This is a genomic window from Streptomyces sp. NBC_00775, from assembly GCF_036347135.1.
Lineage (GTDB): Bacteria > Actinomycetota > Actinomycetes > Streptomycetales > Streptomycetaceae > Streptomyces > Streptomyces lutosisoli.
Genome location: NZ_CP108938.1, coordinates 838,791 through 857,802, shown reverse-complemented (window position 1 = coordinate 857,802; position 19,012 = coordinate 838,791). Strand labels below are relative to the sequence as shown.

The 19,012-nt window shown below is 70.4% G+C and carries 22 protein-coding genes; 7 read left to right on the top strand and 15 right to left on the bottom strand.

The features are described 5' to 3' along the window. Window positions 1-720 carry a hypothetical protein gene (locus tag OIC96_RS04100; RefSeq protein ID WP_330309251.1) on the bottom strand — a complete coding sequence of 240 codons (720 nt, stop codon included), beginning with the start codon at window positions 718-720 and terminating at the stop codon, window positions 1-3. Between the two features lie 262 nt (window positions 721-982). After that, entirely contained in the window at window positions 983-1,330 is a 348-nt protein-coding gene (locus tag OIC96_RS04095; RefSeq protein WP_330309252.1) for a DUF1036 domain-containing protein, read from the bottom strand. A gap of 381 nt (window positions 1,331-1,711) precedes the next feature. Here OIC96_RS04095 and OIC96_RS04090 point away from each other — a divergent pair, with 381 nt between their 5' ends. Continuing rightward, the gene (locus OIC96_RS04090) at window positions 1,712-3,352 is read left to right on the top strand and encodes a M6 family metalloprotease domain-containing protein (protein WP_330309253.1); all 1,641 of its coding nucleotides are present in this window, start codon (window positions 1,712-1,714) and stop codon (window positions 3,350-3,352) included. A 9-nt stretch (window positions 3,353-3,361) separates the two neighbouring features. Next, complete coding sequence (locus tag OIC96_RS04085; protein WP_330309254.1) at window positions 3,362-3,670, top strand: hypothetical protein; 309 nt, start codon at window positions 3,362-3,364, stop codon at window positions 3,668-3,670. Window positions 3,671-4,065: 395 nt separating this feature from the next. Here the strand turns inward: OIC96_RS04085 and OIC96_RS04080 are convergent, their stop codons facing one another. The 3 genes from OIC96_RS04080 to OIC96_RS04070 all read right to left on the bottom strand — a co-directional run bounded on the left by OIC96_RS04080 (window position 4,066) and on the right by OIC96_RS04070 (window position 6,224). Beyond that, window positions 4,066-4,857 (bottom strand): trypsin-like serine peptidase, encoded by a 792-nt coding sequence (locus OIC96_RS04080; protein ID WP_330309255.1) that lies wholly within the window; start codon window positions 4,855-4,857, stop codon window positions 4,066-4,068. Window positions 4,858-4,959: 102 nt separating this feature from the next. Then, entirely contained in the window at window positions 4,960-5,535 is a 576-nt protein-coding gene (locus tag OIC96_RS04075; protein WP_330309256.1) for a helix-turn-helix domain-containing protein, read from the bottom strand. Then, complete coding sequence (locus OIC96_RS04070) at window positions 5,535-6,224, bottom strand: metal-dependent hydrolase (protein WP_330309257.1); 690 nt, start codon at window positions 6,222-6,224, stop codon at window positions 5,535-5,537. Before OIC96_RS04070 ends, OIC96_RS04075 begins: the two co-directional genes overlap by 1 nt. Before the next feature lie 139 nt (window positions 6,225-6,363). Here OIC96_RS04070 and OIC96_RS04065 point away from each other — a divergent pair, with 139 nt between their 5' ends. The 3 genes from OIC96_RS04065 (at window position 6,364) to OIC96_RS04055 (ending at window position 9,090) form a co-directional block, all read left to right on the top strand. Next, on the top strand, window positions 6,364-6,906 hold the full coding sequence (locus OIC96_RS04065) for an FABP family protein (protein WP_330309258.1): 543 nt from the start codon (window positions 6,364-6,366) through the stop codon (window positions 6,904-6,906). 129 nt (window positions 6,907-7,035) lie between these two features. After that, entirely contained in the window at window positions 7,036-7,794 is a 759-nt protein-coding gene (locus OIC96_RS04060) for an IclR family transcriptional regulator (protein ID WP_327433939.1), read from the top strand. 204 nt (window positions 7,795-7,998) lie between these two features. Next, window positions 7,999-9,090 (top strand): PP2C family protein-serine/threonine phosphatase, encoded by a 1,092-nt coding sequence (locus tag OIC96_RS04055; RefSeq protein WP_330310393.1) that lies wholly within the window; start codon window positions 7,999-8,001, stop codon window positions 9,088-9,090. A 25-nt stretch (window positions 9,091-9,115) separates the two neighbouring features. Here OIC96_RS04055 and paaE read toward each other — a convergent pair whose 3' ends face one another. The 8 genes from paaE to OIC96_RS04015 form a co-directional block, all read right to left on the bottom strand. Beyond that, window positions 9,116-10,231: a 1,2-phenylacetyl-CoA epoxidase subunit PaaE gene (gene paaE / locus OIC96_RS04050; protein ID WP_330309259.1), complete on the bottom strand. Its 1,116-nt coding sequence runs from the start codon at window positions 10,229-10,231 to the stop codon at window positions 9,116-9,118. Further along, on the bottom strand, window positions 10,231-10,746 hold the full coding sequence (gene paaD, locus OIC96_RS04045) for a 1,2-phenylacetyl-CoA epoxidase subunit PaaD (RefSeq protein ID WP_330309260.1): 516 nt from the start codon (window positions 10,744-10,746) through the stop codon (window positions 10,231-10,233). Before paaD ends, paaE begins: the two co-directional genes overlap by 1 nt. Next, complete coding sequence (gene paaC, locus OIC96_RS04040) at window positions 10,740-11,567, bottom strand: 1,2-phenylacetyl-CoA epoxidase subunit PaaC (protein ID WP_330309261.1); 828 nt, start codon at window positions 11,565-11,567, stop codon at window positions 10,740-10,742. Before paaC ends, paaD begins: the two co-directional genes overlap by 7 nt. 10 nt (window positions 11,568-11,577) lie before the next feature. After that, window positions 11,578-11,880: a 1,2-phenylacetyl-CoA epoxidase subunit PaaB gene (gene paaB, locus OIC96_RS04035; RefSeq protein ID WP_327433944.1), complete on the bottom strand. Its 303-nt coding sequence runs from the start codon at window positions 11,878-11,880 to the stop codon at window positions 11,578-11,580. Next, window positions 11,877-12,875, bottom strand: coding sequence for a 1,2-phenylacetyl-CoA epoxidase subunit PaaA (paaA, locus tag OIC96_RS04030; protein WP_330309262.1), 999 nt, complete (start codon window positions 12,873-12,875; stop codon window positions 11,877-11,879). The genes paaB and paaA overlap by 4 nt, the downstream gene beginning before the upstream one ends. Before the next feature lie 147 nt (window positions 12,876-13,022). Then, on the bottom strand, window positions 13,023-13,898 hold the full coding sequence (locus tag OIC96_RS04025) for a 3-hydroxyacyl-CoA dehydrogenase family protein (protein WP_330309263.1): 876 nt from the start codon (window positions 13,896-13,898) through the stop codon (window positions 13,023-13,025). Next, window positions 13,895-14,641, bottom strand: coding sequence for an enoyl-CoA hydratase/isomerase family protein (locus tag OIC96_RS04020; protein ID WP_330309264.1), 747 nt, complete (start codon window positions 14,639-14,641; stop codon window positions 13,895-13,897). Before OIC96_RS04020 ends, OIC96_RS04025 begins: the two co-directional genes overlap by 4 nt. A 37-nt stretch (window positions 14,642-14,678) precedes the next feature. Further along, a complete protein-coding gene (locus OIC96_RS04015) occupies window positions 14,679-15,902 on the bottom strand; it encodes a thiolase family protein (protein WP_330309265.1) in 1,224 nt (407 codons plus the stop codon). A gap of 175 nt (window positions 15,903-16,077) precedes the next feature. Between OIC96_RS04015 and paaI the strand changes: the two genes are divergently transcribed. Both paaI and paaK read left to right on the top strand, forming a co-directional pair. Continuing rightward, window positions 16,078-16,530, top strand: coding sequence for a hydroxyphenylacetyl-CoA thioesterase PaaI (gene paaI, locus OIC96_RS04010; RefSeq protein WP_406502207.1), 453 nt, complete (start codon window positions 16,078-16,080; stop codon window positions 16,528-16,530). Beyond that, a complete protein-coding gene (paaK, locus tag OIC96_RS04005) occupies window positions 16,527-17,882 on the top strand; it encodes a phenylacetate--CoA ligase PaaK (RefSeq protein WP_330309266.1) in 1,356 nt (451 codons plus the stop codon). Before paaI ends, paaK begins: the two co-directional genes overlap by 4 nt. A gap of 98 nt (window positions 17,883-17,980) precedes the next feature. Here paaK and OIC96_RS04000 read toward each other — a convergent pair whose 3' ends face one another. Together OIC96_RS04000 and OIC96_RS03995 are read right to left on the bottom strand one after the other, a co-directional pair. Then, on the bottom strand, window positions 17,981-18,379 hold the full coding sequence (locus OIC96_RS04000) for a DUF3224 domain-containing protein (RefSeq protein ID WP_330309267.1): 399 nt from the start codon (window positions 18,377-18,379) through the stop codon (window positions 17,981-17,983). Window positions 18,380-18,502: 123 nt separating this feature from the next. Then, entirely contained in the window at window positions 18,503-18,982 is a 480-nt protein-coding gene (locus tag OIC96_RS03995; protein WP_330309268.1) for a winged helix-turn-helix transcriptional regulator, read from the bottom strand. Window positions 18,983-19,012 lie beyond the last annotated feature (30 nt).

Here is a 19,012-nt window from a genome sequence, read left to right as displayed (position 1 = left end):
TCAGTGGAAATGCATCTCGGTGGCCAGATCCCCTTCTTCTTCGTAGAACTCCCGCCCTATCGCGAGCTGCAGATCAACGCCAACCGGTCCGCCGTCCAGAAACTTCGCGGTCACCTGGTTGCTCTCGTGCAGTCTGTCTGCCGGGCGATCTGCCCTTCCGGCGATCTCAAGCCGCGGGCCCTTCCGGAGGATGTCATCGGTGAGCACAGTGCCCCCGTTGCCCGAGGCTTGCCGAATCGCGATGTGATGATCGAAGTCCGGGGCCTTGGTGATCCAATGCGCGAGGAAAAGATCATTTCCCTTCCCGAAGGCCAGGTAATTCAGGGCCGGGGGCCGGGAGTCGTGATGGTCGAAATGCCGGAAATTGATGACGCGTTGCACCTCGACGGTCACCGGGTCGATGATTTCGGTGCCGCCTCGCTCGAAATGACCTCGAAACAACGTACCGGTGAATGAGGTGAGTTGGGGCTCTTGGCCTTCCGGGGCGACGAGATCGGAGATGCGGAACGGTTCGGGGGCCAGCGTGTAGACAGCTGTTCCCGTCGTCCGGCGGTCATCGGCGTAGATCTGCCGCGCGTCACCTGTCGCGCTCTTCAGGGTGACTTCAAGAACGTACTGAACGGCGTGGGGATCCATGAACATGGGCATGTGGGACAGATAGACGGTCCCCTCACCCAGTACCACCATTCCATGGGAAGCCTTCGGCTCGACGATCGGCATCGGGATCATCTCCGTTGCGAAGTTCGTCCGTCGTTCCCGTGAGGGACTTCTCCTTGGCCTCTCTCAGGCTTGCATGTGGTCTGGAAGATCGCCATTCATGGTCGGATCACGCCGGTTGAAGCGGCACCGTGACGTGGTTACTGCAACTGCTCGGTCCGGCCGGCGGCGAGCCGGCCGGACCGAGCAGTTGCAGCCGGGCCGACTGTGCGGTTGTGGCGTCCGGCACGGTGACGTCGGCCTGGCCGCGGGCGAGAGCCGACCATCAGGGGGTCAGCGTGATGTCCAGGTCGTCGTGGTCTCCGACGTCCTGCATGCGGTAGCCGATCTGCGTGGAATCCGTGCTGCTCGTCCACTCGCACCAGTCGAACGCGCGAGACGGAGCCTGCCGGGCGAGGTCGCCGGCCCAGAACGCGCCGTCCGCGGCGTGTGCGAAGTAGCACCAGTAGCGGTTGATGTCCGACAGATCACCGCCGTGGACGACAGCGCTCTGTCCCGGAGCCAGATTCCACCAGGCCTTCTTCGTCCAGTCTCCCCCGTCAACGCAGTTGGGCGTGTACCACATGATGGTCACGGCGAGCTTTTGCGGGTACTGGTTGATGAATTTCAGCATCAGTCGTTCCCCTCAACTTGCGGTCGTACGGCAGGCCCTCTGTTTTCCGCCCCTGCGGTCTGCTCGGACCAGCTGGGGGAATGCTCCGACCCGCTCAGTCCGGGACGGTGCGACACGCTCAGCGACTTCCGGACCTTGGGACCGTCTGACGATGCGCCGAAATCGGCGGTCGGGCTCACGCTCACCGTGAATTCGGTGGCATCCTTACCGGCATTTATTCCGCTCTTTACGTCAATTGCCCGCAGCGAAGAGGCATTTCCTGTTGCGGTGCCTGCGGCGGCATGGTCACGGCTGCCCAGGTGATCGCGTTGCAGGTGTCGTACATGTGTGCGTCACTGGCTGTAGATGCAACCAAAACGTCCCTTTTGGGAAGGATTTGACATGGTTGATCTTTCTACTGTGCAGGATTCCACGGTCGCCGTCTGGTCGGATTTCTGCGCCATCGCGCCCAGTCCGGAACTGCGCGCCAGGACGCTGCAGGAACTGGAGCGAGTCCGAAGCGAATCGGACGTGGCGAGTATGTTCCGGCCTGGTGGTGCCCCGCGCATGCTCGGCTTCGACGACGGCACCATCATCCCGGCCGACGAATTCCCGCCGGGCACACCGCACGAGGCCATCCGCACCGCGGCCGCCACCCGCGCCTCGCTGACCGGCGCGATACGGGTCGTCGTCGTCCTGGCGGACTTCGCGGACAAGCCGATGACCGCGGACAGGGAGCACTTCGAGAAGCTGTTCTTCTCCCTCGGTGAGCTCCCGCACGGCAGTGTCCGGGACTACTACCGCGAAGTGACGCACGGTCTGGTGGACATCGTCGGCGAGGTCACCGGTCCCGTACGGCTGCCGCAGAAGCTCTCCTGGTACGCCAACAACAACTTCGGCATCGGCCGCCCGGCAGGGCAGGCGCGCGCGCAGATCATGGCCCGGGACGCCGCCGTCAGCGCCGACCCTCTCATCAACTACGCGCCGTACGACAACGACGGCAACGGTTTCGTCGACGCCTTCATCGTCCTGCACGCCGGCGCGGGGGGCGAAGCCACCGGCAACCGCGGGGACATGTGGTCGCACAAGTGGGTCCTGCCGAACGCGTACAACGCCGACGGCGCCCGGATCTACGGTTACCTCACGATTCCCGAGGACGCCAAGATCGGCGTCTGTGCCCACGAGTTGGGGCACCTGCTGTTCGGTTTCCCCGACCTGTACGACATCGACGGATCGTCGGAAGGGGTCGGCAACTGGTGCTTGATGGGCGCCGGTTCGTGGGGCGGCGGCGGTGACATCCCGACGCATCCGTCGGCGTGGTGCAAGATCCAGCAGGGCTGGGCCAAGGCCGTCAACGTCACGAGCAACGGGACGCTGTCCATCCCTGACGTCAAGAGCAGCTTCGAGGTGCAGCGGCTGTGGAGGGACGGCCTGCCGGGGAAGGAGTACTTCCTGGTGGAGAACCGTCAACAGACGGGATACGACAGCTCGTTGCCCGCCTCGGGCATGCTGATCTGGCACGTAGACGAAGGCCAGTCGGACAACACGAACGAGAACCACTACATGGTGGGCCTGGTCCAGGCGGACAACCAGCGCGACCTGGAAGGGGCGACGAACCGCGGTGACGACGGCGACACCTACCCCGGGAGTACTGGCAACAGCTCGTTCAGCCCGTCGAGCCAGCCCAGTTCCCGGTCGTACACCGGGGCTGCGACCGGTGTCTCCGTCACGGACATCTCGGCGCCGGCCGCCACGATGACCGCCACGGTGTCGGTCTCGGCGGCGGGTGCCGTGCGCGCGCCCGTCCATGCCGTGACGAGGCACGAGACGGAGGACGTACCCGGGCTGGTCAAGACGATCCACGATCTTCAGGACCGGCTCACCGCTCTGGAGCAGGCCGTGGCGCCTTGGGCGGGCGCCGAGGCGTTCCTCGAACAGAGTCTGCGGTCCGAGCTCAGAGGTACGACGGGCGGCCCGCAGCCTTTCGCCAGGGCGAGCGACGCGCACGCCACGCACCGGCACGAGGGACCGCCCCAACGGTGACCGTCGGACATGGTGCAGTCGATCGACAACCGCACTGATCTGGTCGCGCGGCTGGTCAGGACAGGCCCCCATCCGCGGCTGGCAGGCTGGGACCAGGCAGAAGTCGAGGTACTCGACGCGGAGCCGGTAGCCGGCTACGCCGACCTGCTGTCGGGCAACGTCGGGCAGCGCATGCCGCTCGCCGTGCCCAGCCCGCTCCTGGCGGACGCGGTGCCGGGGTCCACCATCCGTGCGAGGGCCAGACTGGCCGCCTCGGGTGAGGCGATGGCCGAGAACAGGCCTGCTCCGGGCACCTTCGTCGTCGAACCGCCGAAGTGAGGGGATGCGTCAGCGAGGGGGCCGACCCAGGGTCGGCCCCCTCGCTCCTGTCCCCCTGTAATGTCGGATACAGGACTTTCGTCTGGTCGGGAGGTTGCTGATGTACGGTCCCATTCCCCCGGCAGAGTGGGAGGCGCGCGTCCCTTCCGAGGTTCCACCGCGTCCGGAGGTGGTCGAGGTCGCGGAAGCGGAGCCCGCCCAGGACGATGAAGGCCCGGCCGGCCACGAGGGGCATCCGGGTCCCGAGGGGAATCACCCTCCACGGATGACGTCGGCACCGCTTCCTCCGGAGGGGGAGCGGCGGCCCCTGTGGCGCCGTCCCGCTGGTCAGCGGGACGACAAGGGCGAGCCGACGAGTACGGGCGGCTGACGCCGACAGGCGGCGCCGGCGCGGGTCAGGGCTCGGTCGAGATCGCGTACGAGATCAGATCCGGCAGTGACCGCCCGCCGCCGGCGGCGTTCGGTCCTCCGGCCATGTTCCAGTTCTCCGCGCTCTGCTCCGCGACCACGCGCGGGAAGTTCTCGCCCGGCCACCAGCCGAAGTACGGACCGCCCGACTGGCCGGGCTTGACGTCGTTGCGGTGCATGATCCGCAGCGCGTTGTGGCCGCCGAAGGTTTCGCTCACCGTGCTGTCCATGATGCCGTTCGTCGTGTAGACCGGCCGCATGCTCGCACCGATGTCGACCGGGTAGCCGATGTGCGCCCACAGGGCCTGTCCGTTCCAGCTGCCCGAGTACTCGCGTGAGCCCATCCATCCGGTGGTGTCACCCAGGCCGCTGCTCAACACGCAGACCGCGTAGTCGAACGCCGCCTCGTTGGACTGGATCCCGTCCGATCCGTTCACGTGCTGCCAGACGTAGATGCGTGTGGCGTAGGCGGATCCGTAGGGAGTGCTCGTGTCGTACTGCATAGGCGTGAAGGTGACCCAGTCCGACCCGCCCCCGGCCAGCCAGGGGATGGCGTGGCCGGCGGTGATCATGTGACGGCGTCCCACCATGACGCCCGAGGCCGAGCCGCCGGGAGTGGCGACGCGGCCGCAGGTCCGCCACGGGTACGACGTGTCGTAGATGACGGTGCGGTCGTCCGGCGGGTAGACCGTGGACGGTTCACCCACCTCGTCCTGTGTCCCGGGCACACGGCGCCACAGGGGCGCCCTCACGGCCTCCGGGCGCAGCAGCTGCGGCACCGCTCGCAGTGGCGCGCCGTCCGGACGGTAACCGTCGTGTTCGGACGGGGCGCATTTCCCTGACGGGCCCTCAGTCAGGAGAAAGAGGAGGCATTCTGACGCTCAGTTGATGATGGGCGAAGCGATGACGACGGTGATGTCCGCGGCATCCGTGCCGGTGCGGTAGATGTGGGGGGCGTCTCCGGCGAAGGCCAGGAGATCTCCCGGGCCCAGGCGATGGGGGGCGTCGGCGGGTCCGGCGGTGACGTGACCGGAGGCGACCAGCAGGTGCTCGACCGTCCCGGTCGCGTGCGGCACGCCCTCCAGTTCGGTGCCCGGCGGCATCCGCAGCCGCCAGATCTCCAGGCTGTTGCCGCTGCTGATCCGGCGCAGCAGTTCCCGTCCGACCTCGCCTTCCACCGTGGCCGTACCGGCCACGAACACCGGGCCGGGATCGGTGTCCCGGGTCAGCAGGTCGGTCAGCGGAATCCGCAGCGCGACGGCGAGCGCGTCGAGTGTCTCGATCGTGGGATTGCCCTTGCCGGCCTCCAGCTGTGACAGCGTCGCCTTGCTCAGACCGGCGCGCCGGGCCAGCTCGGAACCGCTCATGCCGCGCTGCTCACGGCGCCGCCGGATCTGCGCGCCCACCGCGGCGGCGGTGCTGCTGGCCGGCCGCCGGTCGGCCGCTGCCCCCGCCATCAACGGGGCCTGTGCGTGGCGGTGTAGGAGACGCGGATACGGCCCTTCTTGACCTTCAGTGTCGGCAGGGCCACCTCGGCGAGGTCGGCGAGGCTGCGCACATGGGTACCACCGCAGGGCGCGGCGTGCAGGGCCCCCAGGCGCACGATGCGCTGCCCCTGCTCGTCGTGGTCCGCGGTCACGGGCAGGTCCTCGGCGATGGCCGCCGCGACCGTCTCCCGCAGGGCGGCGGTCAGCTCTTCCCGCCCCTGCGGGTCGGCCGGCCGGGCATCCGGCCGGTCCGCGGTGAACTCGATCCGCGCCTGACCGGGGAAGTGGATGTTCCCGGCACAGGTCCATCCCTGGGCGCGGCCGGCCGCCTCGATCAGGTGCCCGGCCGTATGCAGCGCCGCATGCGTCTTACGCGCCTCCAGGTCGATCCGGGCCTTGACCGGCTGTCCCTCCGTGAAGACCGGCAATCCAGCCCCTTCGGGCGCCCTCACCACGATCAGCCCGGACTCGTGGTCCCGCACCGGGACGACCTCGCTCCCGTCCAGCCACCCCCGGTCGGCGGGCTGGCCACCACCCTGCGGGTGGAACAGGCAGTCCGCGACCGCCACCCATGGCGCTCCCTCCTGGCTTCCCACGGCGATCACCTGTGTGTCGGCCTGTTCCCGGTAGGTGTCCTTGAGGTATGTGCTGACCTGCATGCCACTCTCCACTTCACCAAACGATGCGTTCACTATAACGAACGATCGGTGGAAAGGAGCACCTCCCGTGCGTCTCCTTGAGGGGATCGGCACCCTAGGCTTCCACCCGGCACCGGCACCGACCCCAGGAGCGCACACCGTGTTCGACCCCGCACCGGAGCACCCGTACCCCGACGCCGACCGGCCGGACGAGGCGCCCACACCGCACGCACTGCTCAAGCCCGTGCTCGGCCTCTTGGGCACTTGGTACGGCCGGGGTCGGGGCGGGTACCCGACGCTCACCGAGGAGTTCGCGTACGCGCAGGAGGTGACCTTCAGTCACGACGGCCGCCCCTTCCTGCGCTACGAGGCCCGGGCCTGGCTGCTCGACGCCGATGAGGCACCGCTGCGTCCGTCGGCCCGCGAGAGCGGCTGGTGGCGGCTTCAGCCCGACGGCCGGGTGGAGGCGCTGATCACCCAGCCCACCGGCATTGCGGAGATCATGGTCGGTCGTGCGGCCGACAACACGGTCGACCTTTCCACCCACGAGGTGGCCCTCGCCCCCACCGCCAAGAAGGTCAGCGCCACCCGCCGCCACTACACGCTGGCCGACGACGGCACGCTCACGTTCGTCCACGACCTGGAGGCGGTCGGTCAGCCGTTGCAGCACCATCTCTCGGCACGGCTGCGACGCAAGGGCTAGGACGCAGGAGCCAGGACGCTCCTCTCGGGAAGGCGACGTACGCGTCCATGGCGTGACGCCGCGTAGGCCGCGTAGTCGCGAAGGGTCGCGCGCCTTGCCCGCGCCGCGCGCCCGGCGCACGCTGGTCGTATGGCTGGTCACGACGGGCCTACGCTCATCACGTCCGTACGGCGGGCCTTCCGCCTGCTGGAGGCGGTGGGCGAGCACGAGAACGGCGTGCCGGCGAAGCAGCTGGCACGTGAGACGGGTCTGCCCCTGGCCACCGCCTATCACCTGCTGCGCACGATGGTCCACGACGGATACGTACGGAAGCTGGACGACGGCGGGTTCGTCCTGGGTGACAAGGTGCAGACACTGCACACCACAGGGCGCGGGCAGGCGCTGCTCAGCCGGGTCCGTCCCACGCTCGCCGCTCTGCGGGACGAACTCGCGACCGCCGCCTACCTCACGTTCTACGAGGAGGGCGAGATCCGGGTCGCCGAGATCGTCGACGGCCCCCGGGCGCCCCGGGTCGACCTCTGGGTCGGATTCGAGGACGCGGGGCACGCCACCGCGCTCGGCAAGGCGGTGCTGCGAGAACTGGATGACGGCTCCCGCGAGGACTACCTCTCCCGGCATCACCTCGCCGACCTCACGCCACGCACCATCACCAGCCGTCCGGAACTGCTCCGGCGCCTCGACTCCTCACCCTTGGCCCCCGCGGTCACGGACCTGGAGGAGTACGCCCTCGGCACGGTCTGTGTCGCCGTGCCCGTCTACAGCGGGGACACGCTCGGCTCGCTCGGTGTCTCCATGCCGGCCAACCGGCTCGCCCAGCTCGAGGACGTCCTGGAGCGACTGATCCCGACGGCGAATCGTGTGACCAGGGGCCTGTCGCTCACTATCTGAAAATCCTGTTCTTGTGACACCCGAGCCAAACCCGTTTGCTGGATGAAACAGACATTTCAGGAGTGCGGCCGGCGCACAGATGAGGACTGCGGACAAGACATGAGCCAGGCCCGAGACCATGGTCGCGACCACTGGCCGATGCGGTCGTTCAGGGACCGAGTGGCCGGTCCCGGGGCGCCGGTCCGGAGGCGTATCGCCGTACAGATGGCCGCCGCTGCGCCCGTCCTGCCCGTGCTGTTCGTCTGCGCCATCGTGCTCATCGGCGTCGTCGGTGTGTCGGGCATGATCTGGCTGCCGCTGTTCGCGGTCGGCCCCGCGCTGGCCGCCACCACCAGCGGGCCGCGCGGAGTCCTCTGTGTCGGCCTGCTCGCCGCGGTGCTGGGCGCGACGCTCGGAGCCAGGGACGGTGTTCCGGCCCACGAGCTGTCGGCGGTGCTGTCCGCCCTGGTGGCCGTCACTCTGGCGAGTGGTCTGGCCAGTGCGCTGCGCGGGCGTCGTGAGCGGGTGCTCGCGGCCGTCCGTTCGGTCGCGGAGGCCGCCCAGCACGCGCTTCTCAAGCCGGTACCCGCGACCGTGGGTCCGTTCCAGGTGGCTGTCCGCTACAGCGCCGCGGCGGCGGAGGCCCGTATCGGCGGGGATCTCTACGCACTCGTGCCCACCCCGTACGGAGTCAGGCTGATCGTCGGCGATGTGCGCGGCAAGGGGCTGCCGGCCGTGAGCACCGCCGCACTGGTGCTCGGTGTCTTCCGTGAGGCCGCCTACGACGAGCCCGATCTCCTCGCCGTCGTCGACAGGATCGAGCGGAGCCTGGCGCGCAACCTCGGTCCCGACGACTTCGTCACCGCCGTGGTCGCCGGATACCCGCAGGCAGGGCATCTGGAGCTGGTCAACTGCGGACACGCGCCTCCGCTGCTGGTTCGCGCGTCCGGGTGCGTCGTGGCGGTCGAACCCGTCGATCCGGCCCCGCCCCTGGGGCTGCGCGCCCTCACGAGCGAGACTCCCAGCCTCCATGTGCTGCCCTTCGCCGACGGGGATCAGCTGCTGCTCTACACCGACGGGGTCACCGAGGCCCGCAACCACAGCCGTGAGTTCTACCCGCTCGCCCAAGGGCTGGCACGCCACTTGTCCGACGAGCCCGCGCGCACCCTCACCGCGCTCCACGACGAACTGCTGGCCCATGTGGGCGGCCGGCTGCACGACGACGCGGCGCTGCTTCTGCTCCAGAAGCCGGCCGCTCCCGGGCCGGCGGTTCCCGGACCGGCCGTCCCGGAACCGGCGATGCCGACGCAGCTGTAGGCCCGCCCGCTACGCGGGGCGACCGTCAGCTGTCGTAGTCCACGCTCAGGGTCTCGGAGACGGGGAAGGACTGGCAGGTAAGGACATAGCCGGCGTCGACCTCGGCGGGTTCGAGGGCGAAGTTGCGGCGCATGTCGGCCTTGCCGTCGGTGACCAGGGCCCGGCAGGTGCCGCACACGCCGCCCTTGCAGGCGAAGGGCAGGTCGGGCCGCGTCTTCTGGGTGCCGTCGAGGATGCTCCGGTCGCGGCGCAGGGCGGAGGCCGTGGAGCGGCCGTCGAGTGTGATGGTGACCTGGCTGACCGGGCCCTCGGTGGCCGCGTCCTGGTGGTGCACTTCCCGTACGGGCTCGTCGTCGGCGTAGAACAGCTCCTGGTGGACCCGGTCGCCGGGCACGCCGAGCCCGGCCAGCACCTGCTGGGCGTCACGGACCATGCCGTGCGGGCCGCACAGCCACCAGTGGTCCGCGCCCGCCACGTCGACCAGCGAGTCCACGAGCGCGGACAGCCGTTCGGCGTCCAGCCGGCCGGAGAGCACCTCGGCCTCGCGCGGTTCGCGGGAGAGGACGTGGGCGAGCTCGAACCGGGCCGGGTAGAGGTCCTTCAGGTCGGCCAGCTCATCGGCGAACATCACGGTGCCGGCACGCCGGTTGCCGTAGAAGAGGGTGACCGTCGAGCGGGAGTCCGCGGCCAGGACCGACTCGGCGATGGACACCATGGGGGTGATGCCGGAGCCCGCCGCGATCAGCACATGGTGGCCCGGGGTGGTGAGGTCGGGCGTGAAGGCGCCGGTCGGGGCCATGACCTCGACCGTGTCACCGGGGCGCACCTCCTTCACGAGCCAGGAGGAGAACAGCCCGCCCGGCACCACCCGCACCCCGATGCGCGGTACCGATCCGGCCGGAGAGCAGATGGAGTACGAGCGGCGCTCGTCGCGGCCGTCGATCGCGCGCCGCAGGGTGAGCGACTGCCCGGGGGCGAAGGCGAACTCCTCGGCCAGCTCCGCGGGGATGTCGAAACTGACCGCCGCCGCGTCCTCGCACAGGGGCTGCACGGCGGCGACCCGCAGGGAGTGGAAGGCCGGCCGGCGGCGGGTACGCGGGCGTACCGCCGGGGCGCCGGCCGGCTCCATCAGGTCGTCCATCAGATCTCCTTGACGTACTCAAACGGTTCCAGGCAGGCGCGGCAACGCCACAGCGCCTTGCAGGACGTGGCGGCGAAGCGGGACGTCTCCTCCGTGTCCACCGAGCCGCAGCGCGGGCAGGCCACCGTCCGGCGGGCGGGGGTCAGCACCAGCGGTACCGGACCGGCGGTCCGACGGGGTGCGGCGCCGGGCGGGGCGATCCCGTGTTCGGCGAGCTTGCGGCGGCCCGTCGGGGTGATCCAGTCACTGGACCACGGCGGGTCGAGCACGGTGCGGATCTCCACGCGCGCGTACCCCGCGTCCTTCAGCCGCGCGGCGACACCCGCCCGCATCTCCGCCATTGCCGGACAGCCCGAGTAGGTCGGCGTCAGGCTCGCGACGACCGTGCCGTCGGGGCCGAGCGACACCTCGCGCAGCACGCCCAGGTCGGCCAGCGTCAGCATGGGCAGCTCGGGGTCCGGCACCTGCTCGGCGATGTGCCGGGCCCGCCGCACGTCGGTCAGTACGGTCACCATGTCGCCCCCGGGTGGGCACGGGCCACGCTCTGCAACTCGGCCAGCAGCGGCGCGAGATGCTCGGTGTGGTCACCGGAGCGGCCGGCTCCGGGCAGCGGCCGGTACACGGGCATGGGCAGTCCGCCCGCCTCCGTGACCTGACGCAGCACGGCGACGACCTCGTCCCGTACGTCGTACGCCGTGAACAACTCACCCAGGTACGGGGCGACTTGCTCCAGAGCCGTACGAGTCCGGCGGTGCGACTCCTCCGTGCCGTCGCCCAGCCGGACCACCCACTCGGCCGCGTACTGCCGGTGGTAGGTCAGTTCCTTGACGCCCTTCGCGGCGATCGCCGCGAGGACGGGGTCGGGGGAGGCCGTGAGCCGCTCGAAGTGCGCGAGCCGCCAGCTGGACAGCACCAGGAGCCGCACGACGCAGAACGCGAAGTCCCCGCACGGGAGTTCGGCCAGACGTACGTTGCGGAAGTCGTCGGCGTCGCGGAAATAGGCGTACGCGTCCTCGCCGCGGCCCGAGCCGTCGACCTGGCCGGCGCGCGCGTAGAGCAGGCGGGCCTGGCCGAGCAGATCGAGGCCGATGTTGGCGAGCGCCACCTCCTCCTCCAGCTCGGGGGCGCGGGTGGTCCACTCGGCCAGTCGCTGGGCGGAGACCAGCGCGTCGTCGGCGAGCACGACGCAGGAGGCCGCCAGCTCCCCGGCGTCGACCCCCTCGGGCACGGTGGTGTCGACTCCGTGCAGGGGGTCCTCGAAGCCGGTGCCGTACGCCCAGCGGGCGTCGTCCTCGTGTCCCTCGGCGAGGGTCAGGTAGACGTGGTCGTCACTCATGCCCTGCTCCTCAGATGTGCGGGACGTCATCGGGGATGTCGTAGAAGGTCGGGTGGCGGTAGACCTTGTCGGCGCTGGGGGCGAAGAACGGGTCCTTCTCGTCGCGGGTGGAGGCGGCGATGTGCTGCGAGCGCACCACCCAGATGCTGACGCCCTCGTTGCGACGGGTGTACAGGTCACGGGCGTGGGTCAGGGCCATCGCGTCGTCGGCGGCGTGCAACGAGCCGACGTGTACGTGGTTCAGGCCGCGCTTGCCCCGTACGAACACCTCGTACAGCGGCCAGCCGTCCTTCTTGCCGTCGGTGTCGCTCATGCCGCCGCTTCCTTCCGGGCTCGCTCGTTCTGCTTGGCCGCGTGGGCGGTGGCCGCCTCGCGGACCCAGGCGCCCTCCTCGTGGGCTGTGCGCCGCCGGGCGATCCGCTCGGCATTGCACGGTCCGTCGCCCTTGATGACGCGCATCAGCTCGTCCCAGTCCGGGGTGCCGAAGTCGTGGTGTCCGCGCTCCTCGTTCCAGCGCAGCCCGGGGTCGGGCAGGATCACGCCCAGCTTCTCGGCCTGCGGGACGGTCATGTCCACGAAGCGCTGGCGCAGCTCGTCGTTCGAGTGCCGCTTGATCTTCCAGGCCATGGACTGGGCCGAGTTGGGCGAGTTGTCGTCGGGCGGACCGAACATCATCAGCGACGGCCACCACCAGCGGTCCACCGCGTCCTGGACCATCGCCCGCTGGGCGTCGGTGCCGCGCATCATCGTCAGCAGCAGCTCGTACCCCTGGCGCTGGTGGAAGGATTCCTCCTTGCAGATCCGCACCATCGAGCGCGCGTACGGCCCGTACGAACTCCTGCACAGCGGTACCTGGTTGCAGATCGCCGCGCCGTCGACGAACCAGCCGATCACGCCGACGTCGGCGAAGCTCAGGGTGGGGTAGTTGAAGATCGACGAGTACTTCTGCCGGCCCTCGATCAGCCGCTCGGTGAGGTCCGCGCGGTCGGCGCCCAGGGTCTCCGCCGCCGAGTACAGGTACAGCCCGTGTCCGGCCTCGTCCTGGACCTTGGCGAACAGGATGGCCTTGCGGCGCAGCGACGGCGCGCGGGTGATCCAATCGCCCTCCGGCTGCATGCCGATGATCTCCGAATGCGCGTGCTGGGCGATCTGCCGGATGAGCGTCTTGCGGTAGCCGTCCGGCATCCAGTCGCGCGGCTCGACCCGCTGGTCGCGCGCGATGGTCGCGTCGAAGTGCTCCTGGAGCTGCTCTTCGGCCGCCGGCCCGACGCCGTCGGCGCTCGCGGCGGCGGAGTGTGTCGTGGTCATCGATACCAGCTTCCCTACCGACCATTCGTTCGGTTCTAGTGTGACGGTTTTCTTCCGGCCGGGCAAGACTTTCGCCCGGCCGGGCAGGACCTGAGCACGATCAAGGCCGGGCACGATCAGGGCCGGGCACGGTCGGACCCGTGCGGCTCACGGCCAGGCGTAGAAACCCTGTCCCGTCTTCCGCCCCAGCTCGCCGCGCGCGACCTTGTCACGCAGCAGCCGCGGCGGCGCGAAGCGCTCCCCGAGCGTGGCGTGCAGGTGTTCGGCGATGGCGAGGCGTACGTCGAGTCCGACCAGATCGGTCAGGCGCAGCGGGCCCATGGGGTGCCGGTAGCCGAGACTCATGGCGTCGTCGATCGCCTCCGGCTCGGCGACCCCCTCCTCGACCATGCGGATCGCCTCAAGGCCCAGGGTCACTCCGAGGCGGCTGCTGGCGAACCCGGGGGAGTCCTTGACGACGACGTCCTTCTTGCCCAGCGCGCGTGTCCAGTCGAGGGCCAGCCGCAGGGTCTCCTCCCCGGTCTCCGGCGCGACGACGATCTCGATCAGCTCGGAGGCCGGCACCGGATTGAAGAAGTGCATGCCGAGGAAGCGCCCGGGGCGGGAGAGGGCCGCCGCGAGGTCGGTGACCGACAGGGAGCTGGTGTTGCTGGCCAGCACGGTCGCCGGACTGACGACCCGCTCGGCGGCGGTGAGCAGGCGGGCCTTCAGCGACGCGTCCTCGGGGACGGCCTCGACGACGAGGCCGCACGTACGCGGCAGCTCGTCGACCGAACCCACGACGGAGACCCGGCCGAGCGCGTCCGCGGCGGGCTCGCTGAGCCTGCCGCGCCCGGCGGCCCGCTCCATCCCGGTGGCGACCCGCTCCAGAGCGGCGGCCGCGGCTCGCTCACCGCTCTCCACGACGGTCACGGACGAGCCCGCGGCCGCGAACGACTGGGCGATGCCCGCCCCCATCCGGCCGCCGCCGATCACGCCCACGACGGCGGGTGCGGACGGAGTGCTCATTGCGGCGCTGCTCATGCCCTGCTCCTCTTCTCCAGGAAGCGGCTCATCCGCTCCCGCTTGTCCTCTCCCTCGAACAGCACGGCCTGCGCCAGGTCGTCGGCGACCGGGTGGGCGCCCGGCGAGTCGACCACGAGCTTGGTGAGACGCAGGGCCGCGGCCGAGGAGCGCGCCATGCGGTCCAGCAGCGCGTGCGCCGCGTCGAGGAGCTTGTCGCCCGGTACGACATCGATGACCAGCCCCGCTGCCAGCGCCGCCCGCGCGTCCAGATTCCGCCCGGCGAGCAGCACCTGCTTGGCCACCGACTCGCCGACCAGCTCGGGCAGCCGCCAGCAGGCTCCGGCCGCGGCGAGGATGCCGAGTCCCGGCTCGGGGTTGCCGAACACGGCGTCCGGTCCCGCGATGCGCAGATCGCAGGCGTACGACAGTTCCGCGCCCCCGCCCAGCGCCCAGCCGTCGACCGCGGCGAGGGTCGGCATGGGCAGCCTGCGCACCCGCTCGAAGAGACGGCTGTTGATGCCCCGCAGGGCCTCGTCGCGGCCGCGCCGCAGCAGCTCCGCGATATCGGCGCCGCCGGCGAAGACCCCGCCGTGCCCGGTGAGCAGCAGGAGCTTCGGGTCATGTTCCAACAGCTCGCAGACGGCGTGCAGTTCGCGGATCATCAGCCCGCTGATGGCGTTGCGGGCCTCGGGCCGGTGCAGGGTGACGACGACCCGGTCGTCGCGCTCCTCGACCAGGAGCGTCTCGTACGTGGTGCTCATACACGCCCCTTGGCCGGCCGGGACTCGTCAGCGGCGCTCATACGCGTTCCACGAGCATCGCGACGCCCTGCCCGACGCCGACGCACAGTGTCGCCAGGCCCCGGCGGGCGTCCTCGCGCTCCAGCCGGCCGAGCAGCGTGAGCAGGATGCGGGCGCCGGAGCAGCCGAGGGGATGGCCGAGCGCGATGGCGCCGCCGTCGGCGTTGACCTTCTCCTCGTCGAGCTTCAACCGCCGTATCACCGCGAGTGCCTGCGCGGCGAACGCCTCGTTCAGCTCGACCGCGTCCAGGCTGCCGGTCTGCCATCCGGCGCGGGCGAGGGCCTTCTCGGTGGCGGGGACCGGGCCGAGACCCATCAGGTTCGGCTGTACGCCGGCCGAGGCGGAGGTGATGATCCGGGCGCGCGGGGTGAGCCCGTACCGCTCGACCGCCGCCGCGCTCGCCACCACCAGCGCGGCGGCGCCGTCGGACAGCGGGGAGGAGGAACCGGCGGTGACGATGCCGTCCGGGCGGAAGATGGTCCGCAGGCCGGCGAGTTTCTCCAGCGTCGTGCCCGGGCGCGGGCCCTCGTCGCGTACGACCGCGCCGTCCTTCACCGGCACCGCCACGATCTCGCGGTCGAACCGGCCGGCCTCCCGCGCGGCCACCGCCCGCTGGTGGCTGCGCAGCGCGAAGGCGTCGGAGTCGGTGCGGGTGATGCCGTCGAGGGCGGCGACCTCTTCGGCGGTTTCCCCCATCGACAGGGTCACTTTCGCCGTCTCGGGGCCCGCGTCGGCGGCCATGGCCCGGTCGGCGGCCGTGAAGCGCGGGTTGGTGAAGCGCCAGCCCAGCGAAGTGTCGTGCACCTCGCCCGGCTTGGCCCAAGGGGTGCCGGGCTTGGCCATCACCCAGGGCGCGCGGGTCATCGACTCCACCCCGCCCGCGACGACCAGGTCGGCCTCACCGGACCGGATCGCCTGGGCCGCACTCGCGACCGCCGTCAGCCCGGACGCGCACAGCCGGTTCACGGTGTAACCGGGCACGGTGTCCGGGAGCCCGGCGAGCAGCACGGCCATGCGGGCCACGTCCCGGTTGTCCTCACCGGCCTGGTTGGCCGCCCCGAGGATCACCTCGTCCACGGCGTCGCCCGGTATCCCGCTGCGCCGCACCGCCTCGCCGACGACCAGGGCGGCGAGGTCGTCCGGCCGTACGGAGGCCAGCGCGCCTCCGTACCGGCCCTGCGGGGTGCGGGCTCCGTCGATCAGAAAGACCTCGTCAGGCATGGACGGACTCCTCTGTGGACTCCCCGGCCTGCCCCAGCGGGGTGCGCTGGCGGGCGAAGAAGTCCGGACGCTCGGGGGCTTTCCTGGGCATGCGTTCCACCTCTTGACAGGCAGTGGTGATGCTGGATTACTTGGCCGTGCCGCACGCTAACCGAATGTTCGGTCGGGCCACAAGGTGGTGGAAAAGGTGACGCAGACCACGGACGCGACATCGGCGGGGGAGACACCCACCGAGGCGATGTTCGCCGCGGACGAGGCGTCCCGGGCGCTGGGCATCGAGCTCCGCGAGCAGGGCGAAGGAACCGCCACGCTCCGGATGACCGTGACCCCGGCGATGGTGAACGGACACCACATCGCCCACGGCGGCTATCTGTTCCTGCTCGCCGACACCGCCTTCGCCTGTGCCTGCAACAGCCACGGACCCGTGACCGTCGCGGCCGGAGCCGACATCGACTTCGTCGCCCCGGCGTACGAGGGCGACGTCCTGGTGGCCACGGCCCGGGAGCGCGTCCGGTTCGGCCGCAGCGGCATCTACGACGTGAGCGTTCTGCGCGGCGACGAGGTGATCGCGGAGTTCCGCGGACGCAGCCGCAGCATCCGGAGCACGACGACGAAGGAGTCGCGATGAGTACCGCACCGACGCCCGGCGCGGCCACGGGACCGAGCCCGGCCCGCCTGGGTGAGCCGCTTCCCCAGGATCTGCTGGACGAGGGCGAACGCCTCACCCGCGAGCAGCTGAGGGAGCTTCAGCTCGACCGGTTGCGGGCGACGTTGCGGCACGCGTACGACAACGTGGAGCTGTACCGCAAGAAGTTCGACGCGGCCGGGCTCAAGCCCGACGACTGCCGTTCCCTGGAGGACCTGGCCCGGTTCCCCTTCACCACCAAGGCGGATCTGCGGGAGACGTACCCCTTCGGCATGTTCGCCGTCCCGATGGCGGACGTGCGGCGCATCCACGCCTCCAGCGGCACCACGGGCCGCCCCACGGTCGTCGGCTACACGGAGAACGACCTCTCCATGTGGGCGGACGTGATCGCCCGCTCGATCCGCGCGGCCGGCGGCCGCGCGGGCCACAAGGTGCACATCTCCTACGGCTACGGCCTGTTCACCGGTGGCCTGGGCGCGCACTACGGCGCCGAGCGGGCCGGCTGTACGGTGATCCCGGCCTCCGGTGGTATGACGGCCCGCCAGGTGCAGATCATCCAGGACTTCAAGCCCGAGATCATCATGGTCACCCCGTCCTACATGCTCACCCTGCTCGACGAGTTCGAGAGGCAGGGCGTCGACCCGCGCACGACCTCCCTTCAGGTGGGCATCTTCGGGGCCGAGCCGTGGACCGAGGCGATGCGCCGCGAGATCGAGGAGCGCATGGACATCCACGCGGTCGACATCTACGGCCTGTCCGAGGTGATCGGCCCGGGGGTCGCCCAGGAGTGTGTCGAGACCAAGGACGGGCTGCACGTGTGGGAGGACCACTTCTACCCCGAGGTGGTCGATCCGTTCACGGACACGGTGCTGGCCGAGGGCGAGGAGGGCGAAGTGGTGTTCACGTCCCTCACCAAGGAGGCCCTGCCGATCATCCGCTACCGGACCCGCGACCTGTCCCGGCTGCTGCCCGGCACCGCCCGGCCCGCCTTCCGCCGCATCGAGAAGATCACCGGCCGCTCCGACGACATGATCATCCTGCGGGGAGTGAACGTCTTCCCCAGCCAGATCGAGGAGATCGTGCTGGCAACGCCCGCAGTCGCGCCGCACTTCCAGGTGCAGTTGACCCGCCGCGGCCGGATGGACCACATGACCGTCCGTGTCGAGGCACGCCCCGGGGCCGGGCCCGAGCAGCGGGAGGCGGCCGCGAAGGCGATCGTCCAGGGTGTGAAGGACGGGGTGGGGGTCACCGTCGAGGTGGCGATCGTCGACCCCGAGACCTTGGAGCGCTCGCTGGGCAAGCTCCGCCGGGTGAAGGATCTTCGCGAGCAGTGACCGGCTGGTGACCGGCTCGGGAAGCCGGGCCGACGAGCGTCGCGGCCCAGGGTTCGAGGCCGGTCGTCAGGGCGCCGGGGTCAGGAGAGTTCGCCGAGCTAGTAGTCGAACCAGATCCGGTGCGTGCCGTCGGCGTCGATCGCCATCCCGCCGGCGCCGTAGATCCCCGGCAGCTCCCCCGTGCCGCTGGAGGGGACGATGGTGAAGAACTCGGCGGTGCGGTCACTGCCGGAAGTCGTCGCCGAGTGCGCGAAGTTGAAGGCACCGCCGCGGCCGTGCAGGGAGCCTTCGAAGGACTCCATCGCCACGTATGTGCCGACTCCGGTGGCCTGGTCGAACGCGGCGGTGAACAGGGTCGCGGAGCGGCCGGCGACCTCGCCTTCGTAGTGCTTCTCCATCCGCGCGACGCCGACCGGAAGTCCGGTGGGCACGGCCGGGTCCGGGCCCAGTTCCGTCGGCACGAAGGCTTTGACGCTGAACATTCCGGCAGCTCTCATACGACGGATCGTATCGGCGCCGCCCGGACGCGACCGGGGCGAGTGCGGGTACCTCCCACGCCCTTGAGGCAGTGGGGGAGCGCGCATGGCGCCGCACGGCGGGCGGGAATGTGACGACAGGGCCTAGCGAGCGGTCAGGCCCGCGGGCTTCGCCGACGGGCCGGGGCGCGTGCGCGCCTGCGGGGGAGTGAGCGCACCGTGCCCCGCGGTGCAGACGACCACGGCTTCGACCGGCTCGCCGCAGTCGGCGTGCGTGACCTCCAGGGGTGGACCTTCCGGATCCGCCGCGTAGCGGTCACCCCACTGCTTGAGGGCGATCATCGCCGGCCACAGTTCCCAGCCCTTGCGGGTGAGCCGGTACTCGTAGCGGGTGCGGCTGCCGGGCTCGCTGTAGGGGACGGTGTCCAGGATCCCGGCCGCGACCAGTTTGCGCAGCCGGTCCGCCAGCACGGACTCGGACAGCCCGACGTGCCGCCTGAAGTCGTCGAAGCGCCGTACGCCGTTCATGGCGTCCCGCAGGACCAGCAGCGACCACTTCTCGCCGACCAGGTCGAGGGTGCGCTGGACCGTGCAGTTCTCCGTGCTGGTGTCGAGCCACGTCATGCCCCCCATCCTAGGTTGGCTTCGACATTG

Excerpts from the sequence above, each read along its gene's own strand:
- OIC96_RS04100 (WP_330309251.1), bottom strand. The coding sequence starts at position 720 with ATGCCGATCGTCGAGCCGAAGGCTTCCCATGGAATGGTGGTACTGGGT.
- OIC96_RS04095 (WP_330309252.1), bottom strand. The coding sequence starts at position 1,330 with ATGCTGAAATTCATCAACCAGTACCCGCAAAAGCTCGCCGTGACCATC.
- OIC96_RS04090 (WP_330309253.1), top strand. The coding sequence starts at position 1,712 with ATGGTTGATCTTTCTACTGTGCAGGATTCCACGGTCGCCGTCTGGTCG.
- OIC96_RS04085 (WP_330309254.1), top strand. The coding sequence starts at position 3,362 with ATGGTGCAGTCGATCGACAACCGCACTGATCTGGTCGCGCGGCTGGTC.
- OIC96_RS04075 (WP_330309256.1), bottom strand. The coding sequence starts at position 5,535 with ATGGCGGGGGCAGCGGCCGACCGGCGGCCGGCCAGCAGCACCGCCGCC.
- OIC96_RS04070 (WP_330309257.1), bottom strand. The coding sequence starts at position 6,224 with ATGCAGGTCAGCACATACCTCAAGGACACCTACCGGGAACAGGCCGAC.
- OIC96_RS04060 (WP_327433939.1), top strand. The coding sequence starts at position 7,036 with ATGGCTGGTCACGACGGGCCTACGCTCATCACGTCCGTACGGCGGGCC.
- OIC96_RS04055 (WP_330310393.1), top strand. The coding sequence starts at position 7,999 with ATGGCCGCCGCTGCGCCCGTCCTGCCCGTGCTGTTCGTCTGCGCCATC.
- paaE (WP_330309259.1), bottom strand. The coding sequence starts at position 10,231 with ATGGACGACCTGATGGAGCCGGCCGGCGCCCCGGCGGTACGCCCGCGT.
- paaD (WP_330309260.1), bottom strand. The coding sequence starts at position 10,746 with ATGGTGACCGTACTGACCGACGTGCGGCGGGCCCGGCACATCGCCGAG.
- paaC (WP_330309261.1), bottom strand. The coding sequence starts at position 11,567 with ATGAGTGACGACCACGTCTACCTGACCCTCGCCGAGGGACACGAGGAC.
- paaB (WP_327433944.1), bottom strand. The coding sequence starts at position 11,880 with ATGAGCGACACCGACGGCAAGAAGGACGGCTGGCCGCTGTACGAGGTG.
- paaA (WP_330309262.1), bottom strand. The coding sequence starts at position 12,875 with ATGACCACGACACACTCCGCCGCCGCGAGCGCCGACGGCGTCGGGCCG.
- OIC96_RS04025 (WP_330309263.1), bottom strand. The coding sequence starts at position 13,898 with ATGAGCAGCGCCGCAATGAGCACTCCGTCCGCACCCGCCGTCGTGGGC.
- OIC96_RS04020 (WP_330309264.1), bottom strand. The coding sequence starts at position 14,641 with ATGAGCACCACGTACGAGACGCTCCTGGTCGAGGAGCGCGACGACCGG.
- OIC96_RS04015 (WP_330309265.1), bottom strand. The coding sequence starts at position 15,902 with ATGCCTGACGAGGTCTTTCTGATCGACGGAGCCCGCACCCCGCAGGGC.
- paaK (WP_330309266.1), top strand. The coding sequence starts at position 16,527 with ATGAGTACCGCACCGACGCCCGGCGCGGCCACGGGACCGAGCCCGGCC.
- OIC96_RS04000 (WP_330309267.1), bottom strand. The coding sequence starts at position 18,379 with ATGAGAGCTGCCGGAATGTTCAGCGTCAAAGCCTTCGTGCCGACGGAA.
- OIC96_RS03995 (WP_330309268.1), bottom strand. The coding sequence starts at position 18,982 with ATGACGTGGCTCGACACCAGCACGGAGAACTGCACGGTCCAGCGCACC.